Source organism: Streptomyces sp. NPDC101191, from assembly GCF_044767915.1.
GTDB lineage: Bacteria > Actinomycetota > Actinomycetes > Streptomycetales > Streptomycetaceae > Streptomyces.
Genome location: NZ_JBIWOU010000003.1, coordinates 158,918 through 181,948 on the forward strand (window position 1 = coordinate 158,918; position 23,031 = coordinate 181,948).

Genomic DNA, 23,031 nt, shown 5'->3' on the forward strand with positions numbered 1-23,031 from the left:
ACGCTCAGTCCTGGACGAGCTCCACCTGGACCTCGAGCTCCACCGGGGCGTCCAGCGGGAGGACCGTGACACCGACGGCGCTGCGGGCGTGCACGCCCTTCTCGCCGAGCACGGCGCCGAGCAGCTCGCTGGCGCCGTTGATCACGCCGGGCTGCCCGGTGAAGTCGGGGGCGGAGGCGACGAAGCCGACCACCTTCACGACCCGCTTGATCCGGTCCAGGTCACCGGCGACCGACTTCACGGCGGCCAGGGCGTTGAGCGCGCAGGTGGCGGCGAGCTCCTTGGCCTCCTCGGGCGTGACCTCGCCGCCGACCTTGCCGGTGATGGGCAGCTTGCCGGCCACCATCGGGAGCTGGCCCGAGGTGTAGACGTACACGCCGGACTGCACGGCCGGCTGGTACGTGGCGATCGGCGGGACGACCTCGGGCAGGGTCAGGCCCAGCTCGGCGATCTTCGCCTCGACGGCTCCGGACCCGCTCACGAGGACTTCTCCCGCTTCAGGTAGGCCACGAGCTGCTCGGGGTTGTTCGGCCCGGGCACGACCTGGACGAGCTCCCAGCCGTCCTCGCCCCAGGTGTCAAGAATCTGCTTCGTCGCGTGCACCAGCAGCGGCACAGTCGCGTACTCCCACTTGGTCATGAGCCGACTGTAGCCGCTGCCGCGGAGCGCCCCGTTCCCGTAGGGGCTCATTCAGGGGCGCGTCCGGGGCGGCCCTCTGATTGGGCCGGGCCGCCAGTGGTTAGGCTCGAAGGCGTGAGCAGGCTCCAGGTCGTCAGCGGCAAGGGCGGTACCGGTAAGACGACGGTGGCCGCCGCACTCGCGCTCGCCCTCGCCACCGAGGGCAAGCGCACCCTCCTGGTCGAGGTCGAGGGCAGGCAGGGCATCGCGCAGCTCTTCGAGACGGAGGCGTTGCCCTACGAGGAGCGGAAGATCGCCGTCGCTCCGGGCGGCGGCGAGGTCTTCGCCCTGGCCATCGACGCCGAGCGGGCGCTCCTCGACTACCTCCAGATGTTCTACAAGCTGGGCAGCGCGGGCCGGGCGCTGAAGAAGCTCGGCGCGATCGACTTCGCGACGACGATAGCCCCGGGCGTCCGCGACGTGCTGCTGACGGGCAAGGCGTGCGAGGCGGTCCGCCGCCGCGAGAAGCAGGGCGGCTTCACCTACGACTACGTGGTGATGGACGCGCCGCCGACGGGCCGCATCACCCGCTTCCTCAACGTCAACGACGAGGTGGCGGGCCTCGCGAGGATCGGGCCGATACACCATCAGGCCCAGGCCATCATGCGCTTCCTGAAGTCCCCGGACACCGCGGTGCACCTGGTGACGCTCCTGGAGGAGATGCCGGTCCAGGAGACCGCCGACGGCATCGCCGAGCTGCGCGCGGCCGAACTGCCCGTGGGCCGCGCCATCGTGAACATGGTCCGGCCGCACGTCCTCGACGAGGCGGCGGTGGCGGCCGCGTCGGGAGCCCACCGGGACGCCATCGCCGCGACCCTGGCGACGGCCGGCGTCAAGGGCGGGACCAAGCTGGTCGAGCCGCTGCTGGAGCAGGCCGCGGAGCACGCCCAGCGGGTGGAGCTGGAGCGGGCCCAGCGCGAGGCGTTGAACGGCATCGGGGTGCCGACGTTCGAACTGCCCTTCCTGGGGGACGGGGCGGACATCGCCGGGCTGTACCGGCTGGCGAAGGAGCTGCGGAGACAAGGGGTGGGCGCGTGACGGAGAAGACGGCGGCCGACGGTCTGGACACCGTGCCCGTCCTGGAGCTCGATCCGCTGATCGACGACCCGGCCACCCGCATCATCGTGTGCTGCGGCGCGGGCGGGGTCGGCAAGACGACGACCGCGGCGGCCCTGGGGGTGCGGGCGGCGGAGCGGGGCCGGCGGGTGGTGGTGCTGACCATCGACCCGGCCCGCCGGCTCGCCCAGTCCATGGGGATCGACTCGCTGGACAACGTGCCGCGCAAGGTGGACGGCATCAAGGGCTCGGACGGCGGCGAGCTGCACGCGATGATGCTCGACATGAAGCGGACCTTCGACGAGATCGTCGAGGCGCACGCGGACGCCGACCGGGCCCGGGCGATCCTGGAGAACCCCTTCTACCAGTCCCTGTCGGCCGGCTTCGCCGGCACGCAGGAGTACATGGCGATGGAGAAGCTCGGCCAGCTGCGGGCGAGGGACGAGTGGGACCTGATCGTGGTCGACACGCCGCCGTCCCGTTCGGCGCTGGACTTCCTGGACGCGCCGAAGCGGCTCGGGTCCTTCCTCGACGGGAAGTTCATCAAGCTCCTGATGGCGCCCGCGAAGGTGGGCGGCCGGGCCGGGATGAAGTTCCTGAACGTCGGCATGTCGATGATGACGGGGACGCTGGGGAAGCTGCTCGGGGGGCAGTTCCTCAAGGACGTGCAGACCTTCGTGGCGGCGATGGACACGATGTTCGGCGGATTCCGGACCCGCGCGGACGCCACCTACAAGCTGCTCCAGGCGCCGGGCACGGCCTTCCTCGTGGTCGCCACCCCGGAGCGGGACGCGCTGCGCGAGGCGGCGTACTTCGTGGAGCGGCTGGCCGCGGAGGAGATGCCGCTGGCCGGTCTCGTCCTCAATCGGGTCCACGGCAGCGCCGCCGCCCGGCTGTCGGCCGAGCGGGCGCGGGCCGCCGCAGAAAATCTTGACGAGGGGCGCATTGTGGATCAGGGGGCCGGGAAGATTCCTGGGCGTGGCTCCCGGGCCACTTCTTCCGAGCCGTCAGACCCCGCTGCGGACCCCACCGCAGACCTCGCCACCGCCGCCGCACGTTCCGTGCCCGAGGCTGCCCCCACAGCCGAGACGGACACGGATGTTCAGCAACTGACCGCAGGACTGCTCCGTCTCCATGCCGAGCGGATGCAGGTGCTCGCACGCGAACAGCACACGCGCGACCGTTTCACCGCGCTCCACCCGGAGGTGGCGGTCGCCGAAGTGGCCGCCCTGCCCGGCGATGTGCACGACCTCGACGGGCTGCGGGCGATCGGTGACCGTCTGACGGTCGGCCGTATGCCCTGACGGGCGCGCCGACCGCTACGGCGTGGTGGGAAGGGCCCTCGGCCCTAGCCCACCGCCGCGTACGTCTCGTACGTCGCGTCGTCGTCGATCGCCACGGGCAGCAGGCCCGCTCCCCGCTCGTACTCGGTGCGCGCGGTCTCCAGGAGCCGGCGCCACGAGGTCACGGTCGGCCGACGGCGCAGCAGGGCGCGTCGCTCGCGCTCCGTCATGCCGCCCCACACGCCGAATTCCACGCGGTTGTCGAGAGCGTCGGCGAGGCATTCGGTCCGCACCGGGCACCCGGTGCACACCGCCTTTGCCCTGTTCTGCGCCGCGCCCTGCACGAAAAGTTCATCCGGATCGGTAGTGCGGCAGGCCGCCTGCGCACTCCAGTCAGCTACCCAGCCCATACCGGCGCCGTCCTCTCCCGAATCGAGGCTCCCCCACGGCGGTAGCGGCATATTCACCGCTGCCAGTTGGGACGTTACGGAAGGTGGGGACAGCGCAACACCCCCTTCGGGCCCAATCTTGAATGGCCCGAACGGACTATGCGTGTGCGTGAGATCACCCAGGGGAGTGACCCCAGGACATCATGCCCATAACGGACATGAGCCGGATTCAGGCATGAAGTCACCGCGCTTCGGGTACGCGGGAATTCACGCCGACGTCATGCACGGGTCTTGCTGCGGGACCACACTGCTGTGACAGTTGGGAGCAGCTTAGGCCAAGGCATATCCGTGTGTCCGGCGAATGCGAACGTCGACACGTCACGCTGCCCTGCCGTGCTGTTCAGGGGACGAGACCTCCGTCCCGGACGGCGCCTCCGGGTGCCCGACGGCAGCTGGATGTCACGGTCTGGTACGCGAACGCTCCGAGAGGCGCCCGCTCCTACGGAACGCTCATCTCTACGGATTAGGCTGCCCTCATGCCAAAGAAGCGCTCGGGCGGAGGTCTGACCGGGACCCAGCAGGCCGCCAAGTTCCTCGGTGTCAGTGTGCTCTCCGGAGCCGTGCTGGCGGGCATCGCCCTGCCCGCGGCCGGAGCGCTGGGGCTGGCGGCGAAGGGCACGGTCGAGGGATTCGACGAAATCCCGTCCAATCTGAAGACGCCCCCGCTGAGTCAGCGCACCACGATCCTCGACTCAGAGGGCGGCCACATCGCCACGGTGTACTCGCGCGACCGGAAGGTCGTGCCGATCGAGAAGATCTCGCCGTACATGCAGAAGGCGATCGTCGCGATCGAGGACTCGCGCTTCTACGAGCACGGCGCGATCGACCTCAAGGGCGTGCTGCGCGCCATCAACCGCAACGCGCAGTCGGGCGGGGTCGCGCAGGGCGCGTCCACGCTCACCCAGCAGTACGTGAAGAACGTCTTCGTCGAGGAGGCCGGTGACGACCCCGAGAAGGTCGCCCAGGCCACCCAGCAGACCATGGGCCGCAAGGTGCGCGAGCTGAAGTTCGCCATCCAGGTCGAGGAGGAGCTGGGCAAGAAGAAGATCCTGGAGAACTACCTCAACATCACGTTCTTCGGGCAGCAGGCGTACGGCATCGAGGCCGCCTCGCAGCGCTACTTCTCGAAGCACGCCGCCGACCTCACCCTTCCCGAGGCCGCCATGATGGCCGGCCTCGTGCAGTCGCCCAGCCGCTTCGACCCGGTGAACGACCTCCAGGAGGCCACCAAGCGCCGCAACATCGTGCTGCAGCGCATGGCCGACGTGAAGGACGTCAGCCAGGCCGAGGCCGACCAGGCGAAGGCCACCCCGATCAAGCTCAAGGTGAAGTCGCCGAAGAACGGCTGCATCACCGCCGTGGACGGCGCCGGCTTCTTCTGCGACTACGTCCGCAAGACGATCCTCAACGACCCGGTCTTCGGCAAGACGGCCGAGGAGCGCCAGAAGCTGTGGAACCTGGGCGGTCTGACGATCAAGACCACCCTCGATCCGCGCGCCCAGGCCGCCGCCAACGAGGCCGCCGTCGCCAAGGTCGACAAGGACGACCCGGTCGCCGCCTCGGTGGTCCAGGTCCAGCCCGGCAGCGGCAAGATCCTGTCGATGGGCCAGTCCCGCCCGTACGGCCTCGACCAGAAGCTGCACCAGACGACGCTCAACCTCGCGGTCGGCAAGAAGATGGGCGGCACGACCTACGGCTTCCAGGTCGGCTCGACGTTCAAGCCGATCACGGCCGCGGCCGCGCTGGAGAAGGGCCTCAGCCCGGCGCAGTCGTTCACGACGCCGTGGAAGATCTCGCTGCCGATGAGCTCGTACAACACCTGCTCGGGCGGCCCCTCCGGCGGCGGCAACTGGGACCTGCAGAACGAGATGCAGTCCGAGGCCGGCAGCTGGGACATGACCAGCGCCCTGGGCAAGTCCATCAACACGTACTTCGCGCAGCTGGAGCAGATGACCGGTCTGTGCGAGACGGTGACGATGGCGCAGAAGATGGGGTACGAGCGGGAGCTCGGCAAGAAGCTGAAGGAGCTCCCCTCCATCACGCTCGGCGGCCAGGAGGCGACCCCGCTGGACATGGCCTCGGTGTACGCGACCTTCGCGAACCGCGGCACGTACTGCACCCCGGTCGTCCTCGAGTCGATCACGACGGCCAACGGCGAGAAGCTGAAGGTCCCGCAGACCGAGTGCTCGCGGGCGATGACCGAGCGGACCGCCGACATGGTCAACCAGATGCTCAAGGGCGTCGTCGAGGACGGTACGGGTACCAAGGCCGGTCTGAGCGACCGCGACAACGCGGGCAAGACGGGTACGACCAACGACCGCAAGGACGCCTGGTTCGTCGGCTACACGCCGAACCTGGCCACGGCGGTCTGGGTCGGTGACGACGTCGGCGAGAAGAAGTCGATGTACGACATCACCATCGGCGGCCAGTACTACGACAAGGTCTGCGGTGGCTGCCTCCCCGGCCCGATCTGGCGGATCGCGATGACCGGCGCGCTCAACGCCGGACAGACCCCGTCCTTCGTCCCGATCGTCGTGCCGCGCGGCGCGCAGCCCGCGGACAAGGACAAGGACAAGAACAAGCGTCCGGGCGACGACAACAAGCCGGGCCGCCGCGACCCGGGCACCACGCTGCCGGGCGGGATCACCCTCCCGCCGGACATCATCGGCGGAACCACCGGCCGCGGAGGTCGCGGCGGTGGCGGCAACGGGCACTGATCCCGGCCGCGAGCGCCACAGCGCATGACGAAGGCGCCCCACCCGGCAGGACCGGGAGGGGCGCCTTCGGCGTCGGACGGCGCGTGCGGCCTCGGGCGCCGGCGCGCGGGGGCCGGCCCTGGGCGGCCTTGCGGCGGCCTCGGGCTGATCAGCCCGCGAGCAGCCTCTTCACGGCGGCGGCCACCCGGCCGCCCTCCGCCTGCCCGGCGACCTTCGGGTTCACGATCTTCATGACGGCGCCCATCGCGCGCGGGCCCTCGGCACCGGCGCCCTTCGCCTCCTCGACGGCGGCGGCCACGATGCCCTCCAGCTCCTCGTCGGAGAGCTGCTTCGGCAGGTACGCGTCGAGGAGCTCGCCCTCCGCGAGCTCGCGTGCCGCGGACTCGGCACGACCGCCCTGGGTGAAGGCGTCCGCGGCCTCGCGGCGCTTCTTCGCCTCCTTGGCGATCACCTTCTGCACCTCGTCGTCGGAGAGTTCGCGCTTGGTCTTGCCCGCGACCTCCTCCTTCTGGATCGCGGCGAGGGTCATCCGCAGGGTCGAGGAGCGCAGTTCGTCGCGGCCCTTGATCGCGGCGTTGAGGTCGTCCTGGAGCTTGGCCTTGAACGTGGTCATGGGGTCAAGTGTGTCAGGTGCCGGGCCCGCGACGCCCGCGCATTTCCTCCCACCGGGTCTGCGACGATAGGGGGATGCGCGCACGGTACGGGATCCCCCTGAAGATCACGGCAGGTCTCACGGCGACGGCCGCGGCCGGACTCGTCTACGCGGCGGGCTTCGAGGCCCGCTCCTTCCGACTGCGCCGGGTGACCGTCCCGGTGCTCCCCCGAGGCATGCGTGATCTGCGGGTCCTCCAGGTCTCCGACATCCACATGGTGTGCGGGCAGCGCAAGAAGCGCGCCTGGCTCCAGTCCCTCGCGGGCCTGCGACCCGACTTCGTCGTCAACACCGGCGACAACCTCTCCGACACGGAGGCCGTGCCCGAGGTGCTCGACGCGCTCGGGCCGCTGATGGAGTTCCCGGGCGTCTACGTCTTCGGCTCCAACGACTACTACGGGCCCCGGCTGCGCAACCCCGCCCTGTATCTCAAGGAGAAGATGCAGGGCCGGCACGGCCTCAACGGCAACCCGCCGGCGGTCGGCGTCGTGCACAACCCGTGGGAGGGCCTGCGGGACGCCTTCGACGCGGCGGGCTGGGTGAATCTCACCAACACCCGCGGCCGGCTGAAGCTGCCCGACCTGGACCTCGCCTTCACCGGCGTCGACGACCCCCACATCAAGCGGGACCGGTACGCGCGGGTCGCCGGCGGCCCCGACCCGGACGCCGACTTCTCCGTGGGCGTGGTCCACGCGCCGTACCTGCGGGCGCTCGACGCGTTCACCGCGGACGGTTACGAGCTGGTGCTGGCCGGCCACACCCACGGCGGGCAGCTGTGCGTCCCCTTCTACGGCGCCCTGGTCACCAACTGCGACCTGGACACCGACCGCGTGAAGGGGCTCTCCACCCACACGGCGGGCGACCACACCTCTTACCTGCACGTCTCGGCGGGCTGCGGCACCAACCGCTACACCCCGGTCCGCTTCGCCTGCCCGCCCGAGGCGACGCTGCTCACCCTGACCGCCCGGCGCTGATCTCCCCTCCCCCGCGCCGTACGGCGCATACGGTGACCCCATGCCGTATCCCGCCGTGACCTCCGTCTTCCGCGGCCTGCTCGCCCTGGCCGCGGTGACGGGCATCGTGATCGAGTGCGTCGAGGGCAGTCCCCTCGTCGTCTTCAGTTTCTTCACGATCTGGTCGAACACCGCCGTCGCCGTCGTCCTCGGCCTGGGCGCCGTCCGGGCCCGGACCCGCCGCCCGCCGCCGCCCGCGCTGTGGACCGGCGGGGTGCTGCTGTGCATCACGGTGGTGGGGCTGGTCTTCCACCTGGTCCTGGACAACGAGGCGAGCGAGTTCAACGAGGCGGCCGCGATCGCCCGCCTCACGGGCGCCAGGGCGGTCGCCAACCAGCTCCTGCACACCGTCACCCCGATCGGCGTGGTCCTGGACTGGCTCCTGCTCACCCGCCCCGGCGCCCTCCGGTGGCGCCATGCGGCCCAGTGGCTCGCCGCGCCCGGCGCCTACCTCGTCTTCGCCCTGGTCCGCGGCGCCCTGGTCTCCCCCGACACGCCGACCCGCTACACGTACCCCTTCCTCGACGTCACCGCCCACGGCTACCCCGGCGTCCTCACCAACGCCCTCGTCCTGGGCCTGGCCTTCTACGCCCTCGGTCTCGCCCTGGTCACCGTGGACCGCTTCCGACCTGCGGTGGGGGGCCGCGAAAACCGGATTTCGTCTCTGGGCGCGGGTGGGCTAAAGTAATCGATGTCGCCGCGACGGGAAGACCACAGCAGCGACATCGGGGTGTAGCGCAGCTTGGCAGCGCGCTTCGTTCGGGACGAAGAGGTCGTGGGTTCAAATCCCGCCACCCCGACAGCCGAAACAGCAGGTGAGGCCGGTACTGGATTCAGTACCGGCCTCACCTGTTTCTGTCTGCGTGACGAGGGGTCTCCCGTCGAGCAGTGCGCTCCGACCCCGCTCGCCAAGGGACGTGGCCCCGGAGCGCGGCAGACGGCCTCCGCACCCGGGCGCGGCGGGGCCGCCGCCTCCGGGGCGGCCCGGGGCCGTCCGCTCAGTCCTTGTACTTGATCGTCAGCTCCGCGCACTCCGCCCCGTCCGGGTGGGGCGGTGAGGCCCAGGCCGCCAGGAAGTCCGTGGGGGCGGTGGCGGGCGGGGAGGCCGGGTCCGGGGTCTCCAGGTAGCAGATCATGTTCACCGGGTATCCCGTGTGGGCGAACATGTAGCGGTCCATGGGGGTCGGCCGCTGGCTGATGCGGAGGCCGCGTTCGGCGGGCGGGCCTATGTGGTGCCAGTCCGGGTGCAGGTGGATCGAGCCGAGGACCTCCAGGCCGTCCCGGTCGGCGCTCCGGTGGATGCGGAGCAGGTCGCGCGACGAGCACCAGAAGCCGCGGCGGCGGTTGGCGTAGGCGGCGCCGAAGCACGGGACGATCGACGCGGCGAACTCCGCCTCGGCCGTGTCGTCGACGGCCCGGACGTTCTCGGCGTGCTCGATGCGCAGGACCTCCGCCGCGTCGGCGTCGAGGGTGCCGACGAGGACGGCGAAACAGCCCGGTGGGGCCTCGGGGGTGCAGTCGCGGTACTCCTGGCGGGCGGCCGCGAGGAAGGGGCCCAGCAGTGCGCGGTCGATCACCACCGCCGGCGGTACGGGGATCATGGGTTCTCCTCATTCCTTACGGTCGGAAGGCCCCTACCGGGAACGGCTCGGGGGTGCGGGAGGCGGCGTCCAGGAGGGCCGTCTCGGCGGCCTCCAGGACCAGGTCCGCGCCGGCCAGGAGCTCCTTCAGCTGTTCGGGGGTGCGGGCGCTGGCGAGGGCGGCGGCGACCGTGGGCCGGCCCGCGAGCCAACCCAGCGCCACGGCCGCGGGCGTCGTCCCGCGGGCCGCGGCGAGCTCGTCGAGCGCGAAGAGGACGGCCCGGCCCGCCGCCGTGCGCCCCGGTGCCGACGCGGCCTCGGCGCGGGGGCCGGCCACCTTGCGGCCGGGGCGGTACTTGCCCGTCAGGAAGCCCTGTTCCAGGGCGAGGTAGGGGATGGTGGGGAGATCGGCGGCGAGGCACACGGGAAGCAGCTCCCGCTCGAACTCCGCGCGTCTCACCAGGTTGTACGGGGTCTGCAGGGCGCTGTAGCGGGGCAGGTCCGCGCGTTCCGCGGCCGTGAGGGCCTCGGTGAGGCGGGGTCCGGTGATGTTGGAGACGGCGACGTGGCGGACGAGGCCCTCGCGGCGGAGTGCGTCGAGGGCGCCGAGGGTCTCCTCGAACGGGACCGAGGGGTCGTCGATGTGTGCGTAGTAGAGGTCGATGTGGTCGGTGCGCAGCCGGCGCAGGGACTCCTCGGCGGCGCGGCGGACGGTCGCCGCGTCCAGCCCGGGGTGGCGTTCCGAGCGGCCCACCTTGGTGGCGATGACCATGCGGTCCCGGTTGCCGCGGGAGGCCAGCCAGGTGCCGATGATGCGCTCGGACTCGCCGCCGGAGTTGCCGGGGACCCATTGGCTGTACGAGTCCGCGGTGTCCAGGAAATTGCCTCCGGCGTCGGCGTAGACGTCCAGCACCCGGTGGGAGGTGCTCGTGTCGGCGGTCCAGCCGAAGACGCTGCCGCCGAGGCAGAGCGGATGGACGTCGAGTGCGGTTCCCTGAAGGCGTCGTCGCGTCATGCGGCGACCGTAGGGGCGGGTGGCCGGTGCCGACCGGCAGTAACCGGCGGCATTTTGCGGGCTGGCGGCGAAGGCGGAGCGGGGGCGGAGCGGGGGCGGAGCGGGGCGGAGGCTGGTGGCTGGGGCGGCCGGTGGCCGGGGCCGGGGGCGGGGCCAGAGGCAGGGGCACGGCCGGTGGCCGGGGCCGGGACAGGGTCGGTGGCCGGGGCCGGGGCAGGTCCAGTGGCTGGGGCCGGGCAGGGCCGGTGGCCGGGCCGGGGAAGGGCCTGTGGCCGGGGCGGCGGGGCGGGGATGGGGCGGCGGGGCGGGGGCGGTCCGTCCCCCGGTGGGGGCGGACCGCCCGCCCGTCAGACGAGGTGCAGCCAGCCGTCCGGGTCGGCCAGTTCGCCGTGGTGCAGGTCCACCAGGGCCTGGCGGATCCGCAGGGTGACCGGGCCGGGCCGGCCGTCGCCGATGGTCCAGTCGCCGCCCTTGGGGTCGCGCACGTGGCCGACGGGGGTGACCACGGCGGCGGTGCCGCACGCGAAGACCTCCGTGATGGTGCCGTTCAGGCACTCCTCGCGCCACTGGTCGACGGTGATGCGCTCCGTGGAGGCGCTGTGGCCGAGGCGCTCGGCGAGGGTGAGCAGGGTGTTGCGGGTGACGCCGGGCAGGAGGGTTCCGGTGAGCTCCGGCGTGACGATCTGCGCGTCGGCCCCGCTGCCGCGTACGAGGAACATGTTCATGCCCCCCATCTCCTCGACGTAGCGGCGCTCGATGGCGTCCAGCCACACGGCCTGCTGGCAGCCGGCCGCCTCGGCCTGCTGCTGGGCGAGGAAGGACGGGGCGTAGTTGCCGGCGATCTTGACGTCTCCGGTGCCGCCGGGGAAGGCGCGGACGTAGTCGTGGCTGATGAACACCGAGACGGACTCGACGTTCTCGCCGAAGAAGCCGCCGGCCACGAAGGCCATGAGCAGGAAGCGGTAGGTGCGGGAGGGGCGCAGCATCAGCGTGGTGTCCGTCGCGAACATGAACGGACGCAGGTAGATGCTGTGCGTGGGGTCGTCGGAGAGGTGCACCTCGTCGATGGCGATGAGGCGCTCCACGGCCTCCACGAAGGTGTCCTCGGGGAGTTCGGGCATGGCGAGCCGGCGGGCCGAGCGCTGGAAGCGGCGGGCGTGGTCGCGGGGGCGGAAGACGCCCATCCGGCCGTCGGTGCGGCGGTGGGCCTTGAGCCCCTCGAAGGTGACCTGGCCGTAGTGCAGGCCGATCATGCCGGGGTGGATGACGATGTCGGAGAGCGGCATGAGCTCGGGGCTCGTCCAGCCGCCCTCCTCGGACCACTCCATGCTGATCATGTGGGCGGTGAAGGACTCGCCGTGGCCGGGGTTCTGCACGACCTTGCTGAGCGGGGGTTCGACGACGGAGGTCATGGTGGGTGCTCCTCGGGTGGGTTCGGGTGGAGGTCGGGTGGGGGTCGGTCAGACGAGCGGGGCGAAGAAGTAGGTGTCGCGGCGGACGAAGCGCCCGTCGGAGCCGAGGCCGAAGTAGTCCGCGAAGCGCAGGTCCACCGGGGCGCCGTCGTGCAGGACGCCGTGGAACTCGCCGAACACGGCGATGTCGTCGCCCTGTTCGACGATCCGGTCGAGGACGTGGCCGCCCTCGCGGATGGTGCGCAGCTCCGTGTAGAAGCGCAGGAGTCCGGCGGGGCCGATGAAGGGTTCGTAGCCGGGGCGGGTGTAGACGGCGCCGGGCGCGAAGAGTTCGGACATCGCGAGCGCGTCGCCGCTGTCGACCCGCTCGTAGAAGCGGATCACCTGTCGGACGCCGTGGCTGCCGGCGTCCTGCCGGCCGGAGCCGGTGTGCCGGGATGCGGCGGTGGTCATGGGCTTGCCTCCTTGTGGGAGAGAGAGGACGGGGTGACGGCGGTCAGGCGACCGGGAGCGCCGCCGCGACCGGGGTTCGCCCGGCGAGACGGGCGCGCAGCAGCGGGGCGATGACGGACAGCGGTCCGGGGCGGACGATTCCGCCGTGGTCGCAGTCGACGGCGTGCAGGTCGAGCCGGCCGGTGAGGTGCGGCGCCCAGGCCTCCGGCCGGGGGGAGTTCGCGTGCTTGTCGGCGGTGGCGTGGAAGTAGAGGACGTCGCCGTCGAAGACGCCCGGAGTGAAGCCGGGCAGCAGGCTGAGGTTGGCGGCGAAGGCGCCGGGGAGGGCCGCGGCGATGTCCGCGGGCAGCCCGCCGAGGGGGCCGTGGACGTCCCGTACGGTCTCCTCGTACTCGGCGTAGGACGGTCCGCGGGCGCCCCACGGTGCCGTGTCGTAGCCGAGGTTGAGCAGCAGCGCGGCCAGGGTCTCGGGGGCGTCGGCCCGCCAGGTGCGGTCCCAGGTGGGGTCCGGCGGATAGCCGTCGAGCATGACGAGCAGGGCCACCTCCTGGCCCCAGGCCTGGAGCTGTACCGCCATCTCGTGGGCGACGCCCGCGCCGAAGGACCAGCCGAGCAGGTGGTACGGCCCTTCGGGCTGCACGGCGCGGATCTCGGCGAGGTAGTCGGCGGCCATGGCGCGTACGGAGTCGGGTGCCGCGTCCGGTTCGGTCAGCGCTCGGGCCTGGAGGCCGTGGACGGGCCGGTCGGGGCCGAGCGCGGTGAGCAGTCCGGAGTAGACGGAGCCGACGCCCGCGGAGGGGTGGACGCAGAACAGGGGCGGCAGGCTGCCGGTGGAGCGCAGCGGCAGCAGGACTCCCTGTGCCTCGGCGGTGTCCGGGGCGTCCAGGCGGGCGGCGAGGCCGGCCACGGTCGGCGCCTCGAACAGGGTCCTGAGGCCGAAGCGCACGCCGAACGCGGCCCGGATGCGGCTGATCAGGCGGGTGGCGAGGAGCGAGTGGCCGCCCAGGTCGAAGAAGCCGTCGTCGATGCCGACCCGCTCGACGCGCAGCACGTCCGCGAAGATCCCGCACAGGATCTGCTCCCGCTCGGTGCGCGGCGGGCGGAAGGGGCGTGCGTCCGGGCCGAGGGGACCGGCCTCGGGGGCCGGCAGCCTTCGCAGGTCGATCTTGCCGTTGGGGGTGAGCGGGAAGGCGTCCAGGACGACCACGTGGGCGGGGACCATGTACTCGGGGAGCGAGCCGGCGGCGAACGCGCGCAGTGCGGCCGGGTCCGGGCGGGTGTCCCCGGCCGGGATGGCGTGGGCGATCAGGGCCTCCGCGCCGCCGGGCCCCCTGCCCACCCGGACGACCGCCGCGCCGACGTCCGGGTGGCGGGCGAGGACGGACTCGATCTCGCCGGTCTCGATGCGCAGGCCGCGCAGCTTGACCTGCTGGTCGGTGCGGCCGGCGAAGACGAGACGCCCGTCGGGCAGCCGGCGCACGGCGTCGCCGGTGCGGTACATGCGGGATCCGGGCGGCCCGTAGGGGTCGGCGACGAAGCGGCCGGCGGTCAGGTCCGGTCGGCGCAGGTAGCCGCGGGCCACGCCGTCGCCCGCGAGGTAGAGCTCTCCCCGCACCCCGTCGGGGACGGGCCGCAGCCAGTCGTCGAGGACGTGGCAGCGGGTGTTGGCGGTCGGGCCGCCGATGTCGGGCAGTCCCTCGGCGCCGGGGCCCTGCGGGGCCACGACTCCGGCCGTGGCGGCGACGGTGCACTCCGTGGGGCCGTACATGTTGGTGAAGACGAAGGACGCGTCCGGGCGGGGCCGGTTGCGCAGCACGTCGCCGCCGCAGTAGACGAAGCGCAGGGCGGGGGCCCGGTCGGTGAGGTCGTCGAGGACGAGGTCGACGCGCGGGGTGGGCAGCAGGCAGAAGGTGACGCCCGCGTCGGCGACCCAGTCGACGAGCGCCTCGGCGTCGTCCAGGACCTCCTGCTCGGCGACGCACAGGGCGGCGCCGGCGAACAGGGCGGGCCAGATCTCGATCACGGAGGCGTCGAAGCCCTGGGTGGCGACCTGGCTGACCCGGTCGGCGGGGGTGATCGCGTACTCCCGCGTCAGCCACACGCACAGGTCGGCGAGGTTGCGGTGCTCGACGACGACGCCCTTGGGACGGCCGGTGGAGCCGGAGGTGTAGATGACGTAGGCGGCGTCGCCGTCCGTGACCGCGGTCCCGGGGGCGGTGGCGGGCCGGGCGGCCAGGGCCGCGGCCTCGGCGTCGAGGTCGACGAGGACCGCTCCGGTGTCGGGGACGAGGGCCCGCTGGGCGCCGCCGGTGACGATGGCGGCGGCCCGGGAGTCCTCGATGAGGAAGGCGAGGCGCTCGGCCGGGTAGCTCACGTCGAGGGGGACGTACGCGGCGCCCGCGCGGTGGATGCCGAGCAGCGCGACGATCATGCCGATGCCGCGGCCGAGGCACACCCCGACCAGGTCGCCCGGGCGCACTCCCGCCTCCACCAGGTGGTGCGCGAGCTGGTTGGCGCGCCCGTCGAGTTCCCCGTACGTGAGGCGCTCGGTGCCGTACGTCAGGGCCGTGGCGTCCGGGCGGCGGCGGGCGTGGCCGGCGATCGCGTCGGGGACGCGGGTGCCGGGCGGCACGTCGAGCGCGGGCCCGGTCGACCGCTCCGGCAGGGCGGCGCGCTCGTCCTCGGAGAGGATGCCGAGCCGGCCGACCGGGACGTCCGGGTCGGTGAGGGCCGCGTCCAGGAGCCGGACCAGGCGCTCGATGACGGTGTCGACCGTGGGCATGTCGAAGAGGTCGGCCGCGAAGTCCACGTTGAGGCTGAGGCCGGCCGGCTCGCCCGCGGCGTCGTAGGTGTCGCCGATGGCGATGGTCAGGTCGAAGGACTTGGCCGTCCTCGTACCGGCGCCCATCGGCGCGACGGCGAGGCCCGGCAGGCTCAGTGCCTCACCGGACTTCTCCTGCTGGACGAGGAGCATGATCTGGAACAGGGGGTGGCGGGTCAGGGAGCGCGGTGGGTTCAGCTCCTCCACCAGACGCTCGAAGGGCACGTCCGCGTGGGCGAACGCGTTCAGGTCCGCCTCCCGTACCTGGCGGAGGAGTTCACGGAACGTGGGGTCTCCGGAGAGGTCCGTCCGCAGGGCGAGGGTGTTGACGAAGAAGCCGACGAGGTCGTCGAGGGCGTCGTCGGTGCGGCCCGCGGTCGCGGTGCCGATCACCACGTCCGGGCCCGCGCCGAGCCGGTACATCAGCGCGGCCAGCGCGGCGTGCACCACCATGAACACGGTGGCCTGCTCCTCGCGGGCGAGGCCGAGCAGCCGGTGGTGCAGTGCGGGGCCGGTCGTCAGGGCGGTGGCGCCGCCGCGGTGCGAGGGCTGCGCCGGCCGGGGCCGGTCGGAGGGCAGTGCCGACTCCTCGGGCAGCCCGGCCAGGGTCTCGGTCCAGTGCCGGAGCTGGCGGGCGAGCAGGCTGTCCGGGTCGTCGGGGTCGCCGAGCAGGTCCTGCTGCCAGAGCGTGTAGTCGGAGTACTGCACCGGCAGCGGCTCCCAGTCGGGCGCCCGGTCGGCCAGGCGCGCCGCGTAGGCGGCGGCCAGATCGCGTACGAGGGGGCCGAGGGACCAGCCGTCGGTCGCGATGTGGTGCATCACGAGCAGCAGCGTGTGGTCGTCGGGCGCGGTCACGAACAGGTGGGCGCGCAGGGGGAGTTCGGTGGTGAGGTCGAAGCCGACCGGGCCGTGGGCGAGGGCCTCGGCCAGGTCCTCCTCGGCGCAGTCCGAGACGTGCCAGGGCACCTCGCGCTCCCCGGCGTCGAGGATGCGCTGGTAGGGCTCGTCGGCCACGGTGAGGCACAGGGTGCGCAGGGCCTCGTGCCGGGCGACCACGTCCGCAAGCGCGGCCCGCAGGGCGTCCTGGTCGAGGGTGCCGCGCAGCCGGAGCGCGAACGGCAGGTTGTACGCGGCGGTCGAGCCGTGGGCCTGTTCGAAGAACCACAGCCGGCGCTGGGCGAAGGACAGGGGTATCACGAGGAGCCTTCCCTCCTGCGGGCCCGGAGCATGGGGCGGGCCTTGGGGGCGGTGGTCAGCTGGTCGGCGAGGCCCGCGACGGTCGGTGACTCGAAGACGGCCTTGATGGTGAGCTCGGCGCTGAGGACGGACCGGACCCGGCTGATCAGGCGGGTGACGAGCAGCGAGTGCCCGCCGAGGTCGAAGAAGTTGTCGTCGATGGTGACGCCGTCGCGGCCGAGGATCTCGGCGAACAGGCCGCACAGCTTCTCCTCGCGCTCGTTGCGCGGGGCACGGCCCCCCTCCCGGGACTCGTAGACCGGGGCGGGCAGGGCGCGCCGGTCGAGCTTGCCGGTCGGGGTGAGCGGGAAGGCGTCCACGGTCACGTAGCCGGCCGGGACCATGTACTCCGGCAGCCGGTCCGCCAGGTGGGCGCGCAGCGTTCCGGAGTCGGGTGCGACGGCCGGGTCGGCGGGGACGACATAGGCGACGAGGCGCTTGTCGCCGGGGGTGTCCTCGCGGACCACGACGGCGGCCTGGCCGACCGTCGGGTGGGTGGCGAGCACGTTCTGGATCTCGCCGGGCTCGACGCGGAAGCCGCGGATCTTGACCTGGTCGTCGGCGCGCCCGTGGAACTCCAGGATGCCGTCCGCGCGCCAGCGCACCAGGTCGCCCGTGCGGTACATCCGCTCGCCGGCCGGACCGAACGGGCAGGCCACGAACCGGCCCGCGGTCAGGGCGGGTTGGCCGGCGTATCCGTGCGCGAGGCCGACGCCGGCCATGTAGAGCTCGCCGATCACGCCCGGGGCGGCGAGGTTGAGCTGCTCGTCGAGGACGTAGAGGCGCTTGTTGGAGAGCGACCGGCCGACCGGGATGGAGGCGGAGCCCGCGTCGGCCTCGGTGATGTGGTGGGCGACCGTGAAGATCATCGACTCGGCGGGCGAGTAGCCGTTGACCAACCGCACCTGCGGGAACTCCCGCACCAGACGCATCACATGGGGGATGGACGCGGCCTCGCCACCGGTCATGACGTGGCGCAGTCCGGCGAAGACGCCCGGGTACTCGTCGAGGAGGAAGTTCAGCAGGCTCGCCGAGACGTGCAGGGAGGTGACGGAGTGCTCGTGGATCAGCCGGGAGATGAGCGCGGGCTCGGGCCGCTGGCCGGGCTGCAGCACGCAGGTCGCGCCGGTGAGCAGCGCGCCGAACAGCTCCAGGGCGAAGGCGTCCCAGGACACCGGGGCGCACTGCAGCCAGACATCGTCCGCGCCGAAGGGGAGGCTGCGCTGGTTGGTGAGGGTGCCGACGACCGCGCGGTGCGGGGAGACGACGCCCTTCGGGGTGCCCGTGGAACCCGAGGTGAACATCACGCAGGCCGCGTCCGCCGGGGTGGCGATCCGCCCGACCGGTCCGGCGTCCAGGGCGGCGATGGCGGCGGCGTCCCGGTCGATCACGACCTCGGAGTAGCCGTCGAGGCGTCCGGACAGGGCGCTCTCGGTGATGACGAGCCGGCTGCCGGTCTGCCCGAGCACCACGGAGATGCGCTCCACGGGGAACTCCGGGTCCAGCATCGTGTACGTGCCGCCGGCCTTCAGGAGACCGAGGACGGCCACGACCAGGTCCACCGAGCGCGGCAGGTAGACGCCGGCCACGTCACCGCGCCGCACACCGGACGCGGTCAGGTGCCGGGCCATCCGGTTGGAGCGCTCCTCCAGCTCGCCGTACGTCACCCGCCGGTCCTCGAAGACCAGGGCAACGGCGTCGGGCGTGGCCGCGGCCCGCCGGGAGAACATCTCGTGCACGCAGGACTCGGCCGGGAACTCGGCGTCGTCGCCCGCCCAGTCGTCGAGGAGCGCGGTCCGCTCGTCGCGCGACAGGACGTCCCAGCGGCCCACCGGCAGGTCCGGGTCGTCGAGCTGGGCCTCCATGAGGCGTTCGAGACGGGCCACCAGGGCCTCGATGGACGCGGCGTCGAACAGGTCGGTGGCGTACTCGACGACGGTCAGGATGCCGGCCGGCTCCCGGTTCGCGTCGAAGGTCTCGGTGAAGCCGAAGGTGAGGTCGAACTTCGCGCTCCCGGTGAGGACCGGGTCGACCTCCACCTCGACGCCGGGGAAGGAGAGCTTGGCCTCGGCGTTGTTCTGCACGACGAGCATGATCTGGAAGAGCGGGTGCCGGGCCAGCGACCGCGGCGGGTTCAGCTCCTCCACCAGACGCTCGAAGGGCACGTCGGCGTGCGCGTACGCCTCCAGGTCCGTGGACCGCACCCGGGCCACCAGCTCACGGAACGTCGGATCGCCCGACACGTCCGAGCGCAGCACGAGGGTGTTCACGAAGAAGCCGACCAGGTCGTCCAGGGCCTCGTCCGTACGCCCCGCCACCGGCGTGCCCATCGGGACGTCCGTGCCCGCGCCCAGGCGGGCGAGCAGGCCCGACACGGCCGCCTGGATCACCATGAAGACGGTCGCCTGGGACTCGCGGGCGAAGGCGAGCAGGCGCCGGTGCAGGTCCCTGCCGAGCATCACCTCCGCTATTTCCCCCTTGTGCGAGGGCTCGGAGGGGCGGGGCCGGTCGACGGGGAGGGTGGTCTCCTCGGGAAGGCCGTCGAGGGCCTCGCGCCAGTAGTCGAGCTGGCGGGCGATGAGGCTGTCGGGGTCGGCGGAGTCGCCGAGCAGGTCCTGCTGCCAGAGGGTGTAGTCGACGTACTGCACGGGCAACGGCTCCCAGACCGGGGTGTCGCCGGCACTGCGGGCGGCGTAGGCGTAGGTCAGGTCGCGCAGGACCGGGCCCATGGACCAGCCGTCGCTGGCGATGTGGTGCATGACGAGGAGCAGCACGTGCTCGGTGGGGCTCACCACGAAGATGTCGGCGCGCACCGGCAGGGTCGTGCCGAGGTCGAAGGTGTAACGGGAGGCCGTGTCGAGCGCGACGACGAGCCCGTCGGCCTCGACCCGGGTCACCTCGACGCTCACCCGCGCGTCGGACGACGGCACGACCCGCTGGTGCGGCTCGCCCTCCAGCTCCACGAAGACCGTGCGCAGGGCCTCGTGCCGGGCCACGACGTCGACGATCGAGGTGCGCAGCGCCTCGACGTCCAGCGGGCCGCGCAGCCGGATCGCGAAGGCGACGTTGTACGTGCTGTTCGGTCCCTCCATCTTGTTGAGGAACCACAGCCTGCGCTGGGCGTAGGAGAGAGGGATGTCCTCGGGTCGGTCCATGACGCTGGAGCCCTTTCTCGCCTGGCGGGCATCGACGGTGCGCGCCGAGAAGTCGGAAACGGTGGGTGCCTCGAAGAGATCCGGTACGGCGAGTTCGACGCCGAGGGTGGAGCGGAGGCGGGTGATGAGCTTGGCGGCCAGGAGCGAATGGCCGCCCAGATCGAAGAAGTTGTCGTCGATCGTGACGCTGTCGCGGCCGAGCAGCTCGGCGAAGAGCGCGCACAGCGCCTCCTCGCGCTCGTCGCGCGGGGCCCGCCCGCCGGCCCGGGACACGTACGCCGGGGCAGGCAGGGCGCGCCGGTCGAGCTTGCCGGTCGGCGTGAGCGGGAAGGCGTCGAGGACGACGTGGCCCGCAGGCACCATGTACTCCGGCAGCCGGTCCGCCACATGGGCGCGGAGATCGGCCGGCTCCGGCGGCGCCTGCGGGTCGGCGGGGACGACGTAGCCGACGAGACGCTTGTCGCCGGGGGTGTCCTCGCGGACCACGACGGCGGCCTGGCCGACGGCCGGGTGGGTGGAGAGGACGTTCTGGATCTCGCCGGGCTCCACGCGGAAGCCGCGGATCTTGACCTGGTCGTCGGCGCGCCCGTGGAACTCCAGGACCCCGTCGGCGCGCCAGCGCACCAGGTCCCCGGTGCGGTACATGCGCTCGCCGGCCGGACCGAACGGGCAGGCCACGAACCGGCCCGCGGTCAGGCCGGGCTGGCCCGCGTAACCGTGGGCCAGGCCGACTCCCGCCATGTACAGCTCGCCGATCACGCCCGGGGCGACCGGGTTCAGCTGCTCGTCGAGCACGTACAGACGCTTGTTGTTGAGCGCCCGGCCCACGGGGATGGAGGCGGAGCCGGCGTCGTCCTCGGTGATGCGGTGGGCGACCGTGAAGATCATCGACTCGGCCGGCGAATAGCCGTTCACGAGCCGCAGCCGCGGGAACTCCCGGACGAGACGCGTCACATGGGCGACCGAGGCGGCCTCGCCGCCGGTCATGACCTGCGTCAGGCCGGTGAAGACACCCGGGTACTCGTCGAGGAGGAAGTTCAGCAGGCTCGCCGAGACGTGCACGGTGGTCACCCCGTGCTCCGCCACCAGGCGGGAGATGACGGCCGGTTCGGGCCGCTGGCCCGGCTGCAGGACACAGGTGGCCCCGGACAGCAGCGCGCCGAACAGCTCCAGGGCGAAGGCGTCCCAGGACACCGGGGCGCACTGGAGCCACACCTGGCCGGGGTCGAAGTCCACGTAGCGCTGGCCGGCCAGGGTGCCGACGATCGCGCGGTGCGGGGAGACGACGCCCTTCGGGGTGCCCGTGGAGCCCGAGGTGAACATGACGCAGGCCGCGTCGGGCGGGCCGGCGATCCGCTCCGGCGCGGAGGAGTCCAGGGCGGCGATCGTGTCCGCGTCCCGGTCCAGGACCAGCTCGTCGTATCCGGTGAGGCGCCCCGACAGGGCACTCTCGGTGATCACGAGCCTGCCGCCGGTCTGCCCGAGGACCGCGGAGACCCGTTCCACGGGGAACTCCGGGTCCAGCATCGTGTACGCGCCGCCGGCCTTGAGGACGCCGAGGACGGCCACGACCAGGTCCACCGAGCGCGGCAGGTACACGCCCACCACGTCGCCGCGCGTGACACCCGAGGCGAGGAGGTGCCGGGCCAGCCGGTTCGACCGCGCCTCCAGCTCCCCGTACGGGATCCGGGCCCGGTCGAAGACGAGCGCCACCGCGTCCGGCGTGGCCGCCGCCTGCCGGGCGAACACCTCGTGCACGCAGGACCCGTCCGGGAACCTCTCCTCGCCGCCCGCCCACTCGGCCAGCAGCGTGGTGCGCTCCCCCGCCGACAGCACGTCCCAGCCGCCCACCGGAAGGTCCGGCGCGGCGAGGGCCTGGGTGAGGACGCGGGTGAGGCGCTCCATGAGGCGCTCCACCGTGGGCCGGTCGAAGAGGTCGGCGGCGTACTTGAGCAGCACGCTGACGCCGGCCGGCTCGCCGTCCGGGCCGAAGGTCTCGGCGAGCTCGACCGTCAGGTCGAACTTCGCGACGTCCAGCTCGACCACCTCGGTGGCGGCCGACGTGATGCCGGGGAGCTGGAGGGCCGGCGGCTCGTGGCTCTGGAGCAGCAGCATGATCTGGAAGAGCGGGTGCCGGGCCAGCGACCGCGGCGGGTTCAGCTCCTCCACCAGGCGCTCGAAGGGCACGTCGGCGTGCGCGTAGGCCTCCAGGTCCGCCGTCCGCACCCGGGCCACCAGCTCACGGAACGTCGGATCGCCCGACACGTCCGAGCGCAGCACGAGGGTGTTCACGAAGAAGCCGACCAGGTCGTCCAGGGCCTCGTCCGTACGCCCCGCCACCGGCGTGCCGAGCGGGATGTCCGTGCCGGCGCCGAGCCGCGTGAGCAGGCCGGACAGCGCCGCCTGGACGACCATGAAGACGGTCGCCCTGGACTCGCGCCCGAAGGCAGTGATCCGGCGGTGCAGCTCCGCGTCGAACGAGGCGCGCAGCACCCCGCCGCGGTAGGAGGCCGAGCTCGGCCGGGGACGGTCGAAGACCAGGGGCAGCTCGTCGGGGAGGCCGTCGAGGGCGGTCCGCCAGTGGTCGAGCTGGCGGCGGACCGTGCTCTCGGGGTCGTCGGCGGCGCCGAGCAGGTCCTCCTGCCAGAGCGTGTAGTCGGAGTACTGCACCGGCAGCGGCTCCCAGATCGGCGCGCGGTCGGCGAGCCGGCTCTCGTAAGCCGCGGCCACGTCGCGCAGGAGGGGGCGCAGGGACCAGCCGTCGGTGGCGATGTGGTGCATGGCGAGCAGGAGCACGTGGTCCTCGTCGGCGACCCGGAACAGGTGCACGCGCAAAGGCAGTTCGCATCCCAGGTCGAAGCCCTGGGCGGCGGCCTCGCGTACGGCCTCCGGCAGTTCGTCCTCGGTGACGGACGTGATCGTCCAGGGCACGGTGCTCTCCGAGGGGTCCAGCGTCCGCTGGTGGGGCTCGCCGTCGACCTCGGGGAAAACCGTGCGCAGCACCTCGTGCCGGGTCACGACGTCGTGGACCGCCGCACGCAGTGCCCGGGTGTCGAGGGCGCCGCGCAGCCGGACCGTCAGGGGAACGTTGTAGGTCGGGCCGGGGCCCTCGACCTGCTGGAGGAACCACAGCCGTGCCTGTGCGTAGGAAAGCGGAGTCATCGGTCTTCCCATCGGTCTTTCAGGGACGGTGGCGGTGGTCAGGCCGCGCCGGACAGCGAGCTGCTCGGGCGGATGTCGGTCCAGTGGCGCTCGACCCAGTCGAGGCTGTCGGCACGGGTGGCGGGGCCGTACACCTGGCGCCAGCCCTCGGGGACCTCGGTGCGGGCGGGCCAGATCGAGTGCTGGTTCTCGTGGTTGACCACGACGAGGAACTCGATGTCGTCACGGTCGAAGGGGTTGGTCATGGCGGACTCCTCCTGGGATTCCGGATGTCGGGAGGTGCGGGTCGGGGTACGGGGCTACGGGGCTACGGGCCGAGGCGTACGGGTCGGGGCGTGTGCCGGGGGCC

General features: G+C 72.4%; 16 protein-coding genes and 1 tRNA gene. 6 read left to right on the top strand and 11 right to left on the bottom strand.

The window, feature by feature from the left end; all coding sequences use genetic code 11:
* Positions 1-4: 4 nt before the first annotated feature.
* Positions 5-481 (bottom strand): RidA family protein, encoded by a 477-nt coding sequence (locus ACIRQF_RS13890; protein ID WP_382477056.1) that lies wholly within the window; start codon positions 479-481, stop codon positions 5-7.
* Positions 478-639, bottom strand: coding sequence for a DUF4177 domain-containing protein (locus ACIRQF_RS13895; RefSeq protein WP_005314434.1), 162 nt, complete (start codon positions 637-639; stop codon positions 478-480). Before ACIRQF_RS13895 ends, ACIRQF_RS13890 begins: the two co-directional genes overlap by 4 nt.
* Before the next feature lie 114 nt (positions 640-753).
* Here ACIRQF_RS13895 and ACIRQF_RS13900 point away from each other — a divergent pair, with 114 nt between their 5' ends.
* Both ACIRQF_RS13900 and ACIRQF_RS13905 read left to right on the top strand, forming a co-directional pair.
* On the top strand, positions 754-1,716 hold the full coding sequence (locus ACIRQF_RS13900) for an ArsA family ATPase (RefSeq protein ID WP_376626732.1): 963 nt from the start codon (positions 754-756) through the stop codon (positions 1,714-1,716).
* Complete coding sequence (locus tag ACIRQF_RS13905; protein WP_404092025.1) at positions 1,713-3,038, top strand: ArsA family ATPase; 1,326 nt, start codon at positions 1,713-1,715, stop codon at positions 3,036-3,038. Before ACIRQF_RS13900 ends, ACIRQF_RS13905 begins: the two co-directional genes overlap by 4 nt.
* Before the next feature lie 44 nt (positions 3,039-3,082).
* Here the strand turns inward: ACIRQF_RS13905 and ACIRQF_RS13910 are convergent, their stop codons facing one another.
* On the bottom strand, positions 3,083-3,427 hold the full coding sequence (locus tag ACIRQF_RS13910) for a WhiB family transcriptional regulator (RefSeq protein ID WP_376626734.1): 345 nt from the start codon (positions 3,425-3,427) through the stop codon (positions 3,083-3,085).
* A 515-nt stretch (positions 3,428-3,942) separates the two neighbouring features.
* Between ACIRQF_RS13910 and ACIRQF_RS13915 the strand changes: the two genes are divergently transcribed.
* Complete coding sequence (locus ACIRQF_RS13915) at positions 3,943-6,183, top strand: transglycosylase domain-containing protein (protein WP_376626736.1); 2,241 nt, start codon at positions 3,943-3,945, stop codon at positions 6,181-6,183.
* A gap of 148 nt (positions 6,184-6,331) precedes the next feature.
* Here ACIRQF_RS13915 and ACIRQF_RS13920 read toward each other — a convergent pair whose 3' ends face one another.
* Entirely contained in the window at positions 6,332-6,796 is a 465-nt protein-coding gene (locus ACIRQF_RS13920) for a GatB/YqeY domain-containing protein (protein ID WP_376626738.1), read from the bottom strand.
* A gap of 74 nt (positions 6,797-6,870) precedes the next feature.
* Here ACIRQF_RS13920 and ACIRQF_RS13925 point away from each other — a divergent pair, with 74 nt between their 5' ends.
* The 3 genes from ACIRQF_RS13925 (at position 6,871) to ACIRQF_RS13935 (ending at position 8,648) form a co-directional block, all read left to right on the top strand.
* Positions 6,871-7,809, top strand: a complete 939-nt coding sequence (locus tag ACIRQF_RS13925) for a metallophosphoesterase (RefSeq protein WP_376626739.1) — start codon at positions 6,871-6,873, stop codon at positions 7,807-7,809.
* A gap of 40 nt (positions 7,810-7,849) precedes the next feature.
* Positions 7,850-8,536: a Pr6Pr family membrane protein gene (locus ACIRQF_RS13930; protein WP_389750852.1), complete on the top strand. Its 687-nt coding sequence runs from the start codon at positions 7,850-7,852 to the stop codon at positions 8,534-8,536.
* A gap of 38 nt (positions 8,537-8,574) precedes the next feature.
* Positions 8,575-8,648 (top strand) — tRNA-Pro (locus ACIRQF_RS13935).
* Between the two features lie 198 nt (positions 8,649-8,846).
* Here ACIRQF_RS13935 and ACIRQF_RS13940 read toward each other — a convergent pair.
* The 7 genes from ACIRQF_RS13940 to ACIRQF_RS13970 all read right to left on the bottom strand — a co-directional run bounded on the left by ACIRQF_RS13940 (position 8,847) and on the right by ACIRQF_RS13970 (position 22,927).
* Positions 8,847-9,449: a hypothetical protein gene (locus ACIRQF_RS13940; protein ID WP_376626743.1), complete on the bottom strand. Its 603-nt coding sequence runs from the start codon at positions 9,447-9,449 to the stop codon at positions 8,847-8,849.
* A gap of 16 nt (positions 9,450-9,465) precedes the next feature.
* A complete protein-coding gene (locus ACIRQF_RS13945) occupies positions 9,466-10,443 on the bottom strand; it encodes an aldo/keto reductase (protein ID WP_404092032.1) in 978 nt (325 codons plus the stop codon).
* Positions 10,444-10,790: 347 nt separating this feature from the next.
* Complete coding sequence (locus ACIRQF_RS13950) at positions 10,791-11,855, bottom strand: branched-chain amino acid aminotransferase (protein ID WP_376626747.1); 1,065 nt, start codon at positions 11,853-11,855, stop codon at positions 10,791-10,793.
* Positions 11,856-11,903: 48 nt separating this feature from the next.
* Positions 11,904-12,308, bottom strand: a complete 405-nt coding sequence (locus tag ACIRQF_RS13955; protein ID WP_376626749.1) for a nuclear transport factor 2 family protein — start codon at positions 12,306-12,308, stop codon at positions 11,904-11,906.
* A gap of 43 nt (positions 12,309-12,351) precedes the next feature.
* On the bottom strand, positions 12,352-16,326 hold the full coding sequence (locus ACIRQF_RS13960; RefSeq protein ID WP_404092035.1) for an amino acid adenylation domain-containing protein: 3,975 nt from the start codon (positions 16,324-16,326) through the stop codon (positions 12,352-12,354).
* Positions 16,323-22,682, bottom strand: coding sequence for an amino acid adenylation domain-containing protein (locus ACIRQF_RS13965; RefSeq protein ID WP_404092038.1), 6,360 nt, complete (start codon positions 22,680-22,682; stop codon positions 16,323-16,325). Before ACIRQF_RS13965 ends, ACIRQF_RS13960 begins: the two co-directional genes overlap by 4 nt.
* A gap of 38 nt (positions 22,683-22,720) precedes the next feature.
* Positions 22,721-22,927: an MbtH family protein gene (locus ACIRQF_RS13970; protein ID WP_376626754.1), complete on the bottom strand. Its 207-nt coding sequence runs from the start codon at positions 22,925-22,927 to the stop codon at positions 22,721-22,723.
* Positions 22,928-23,031 lie beyond the last annotated feature (104 nt).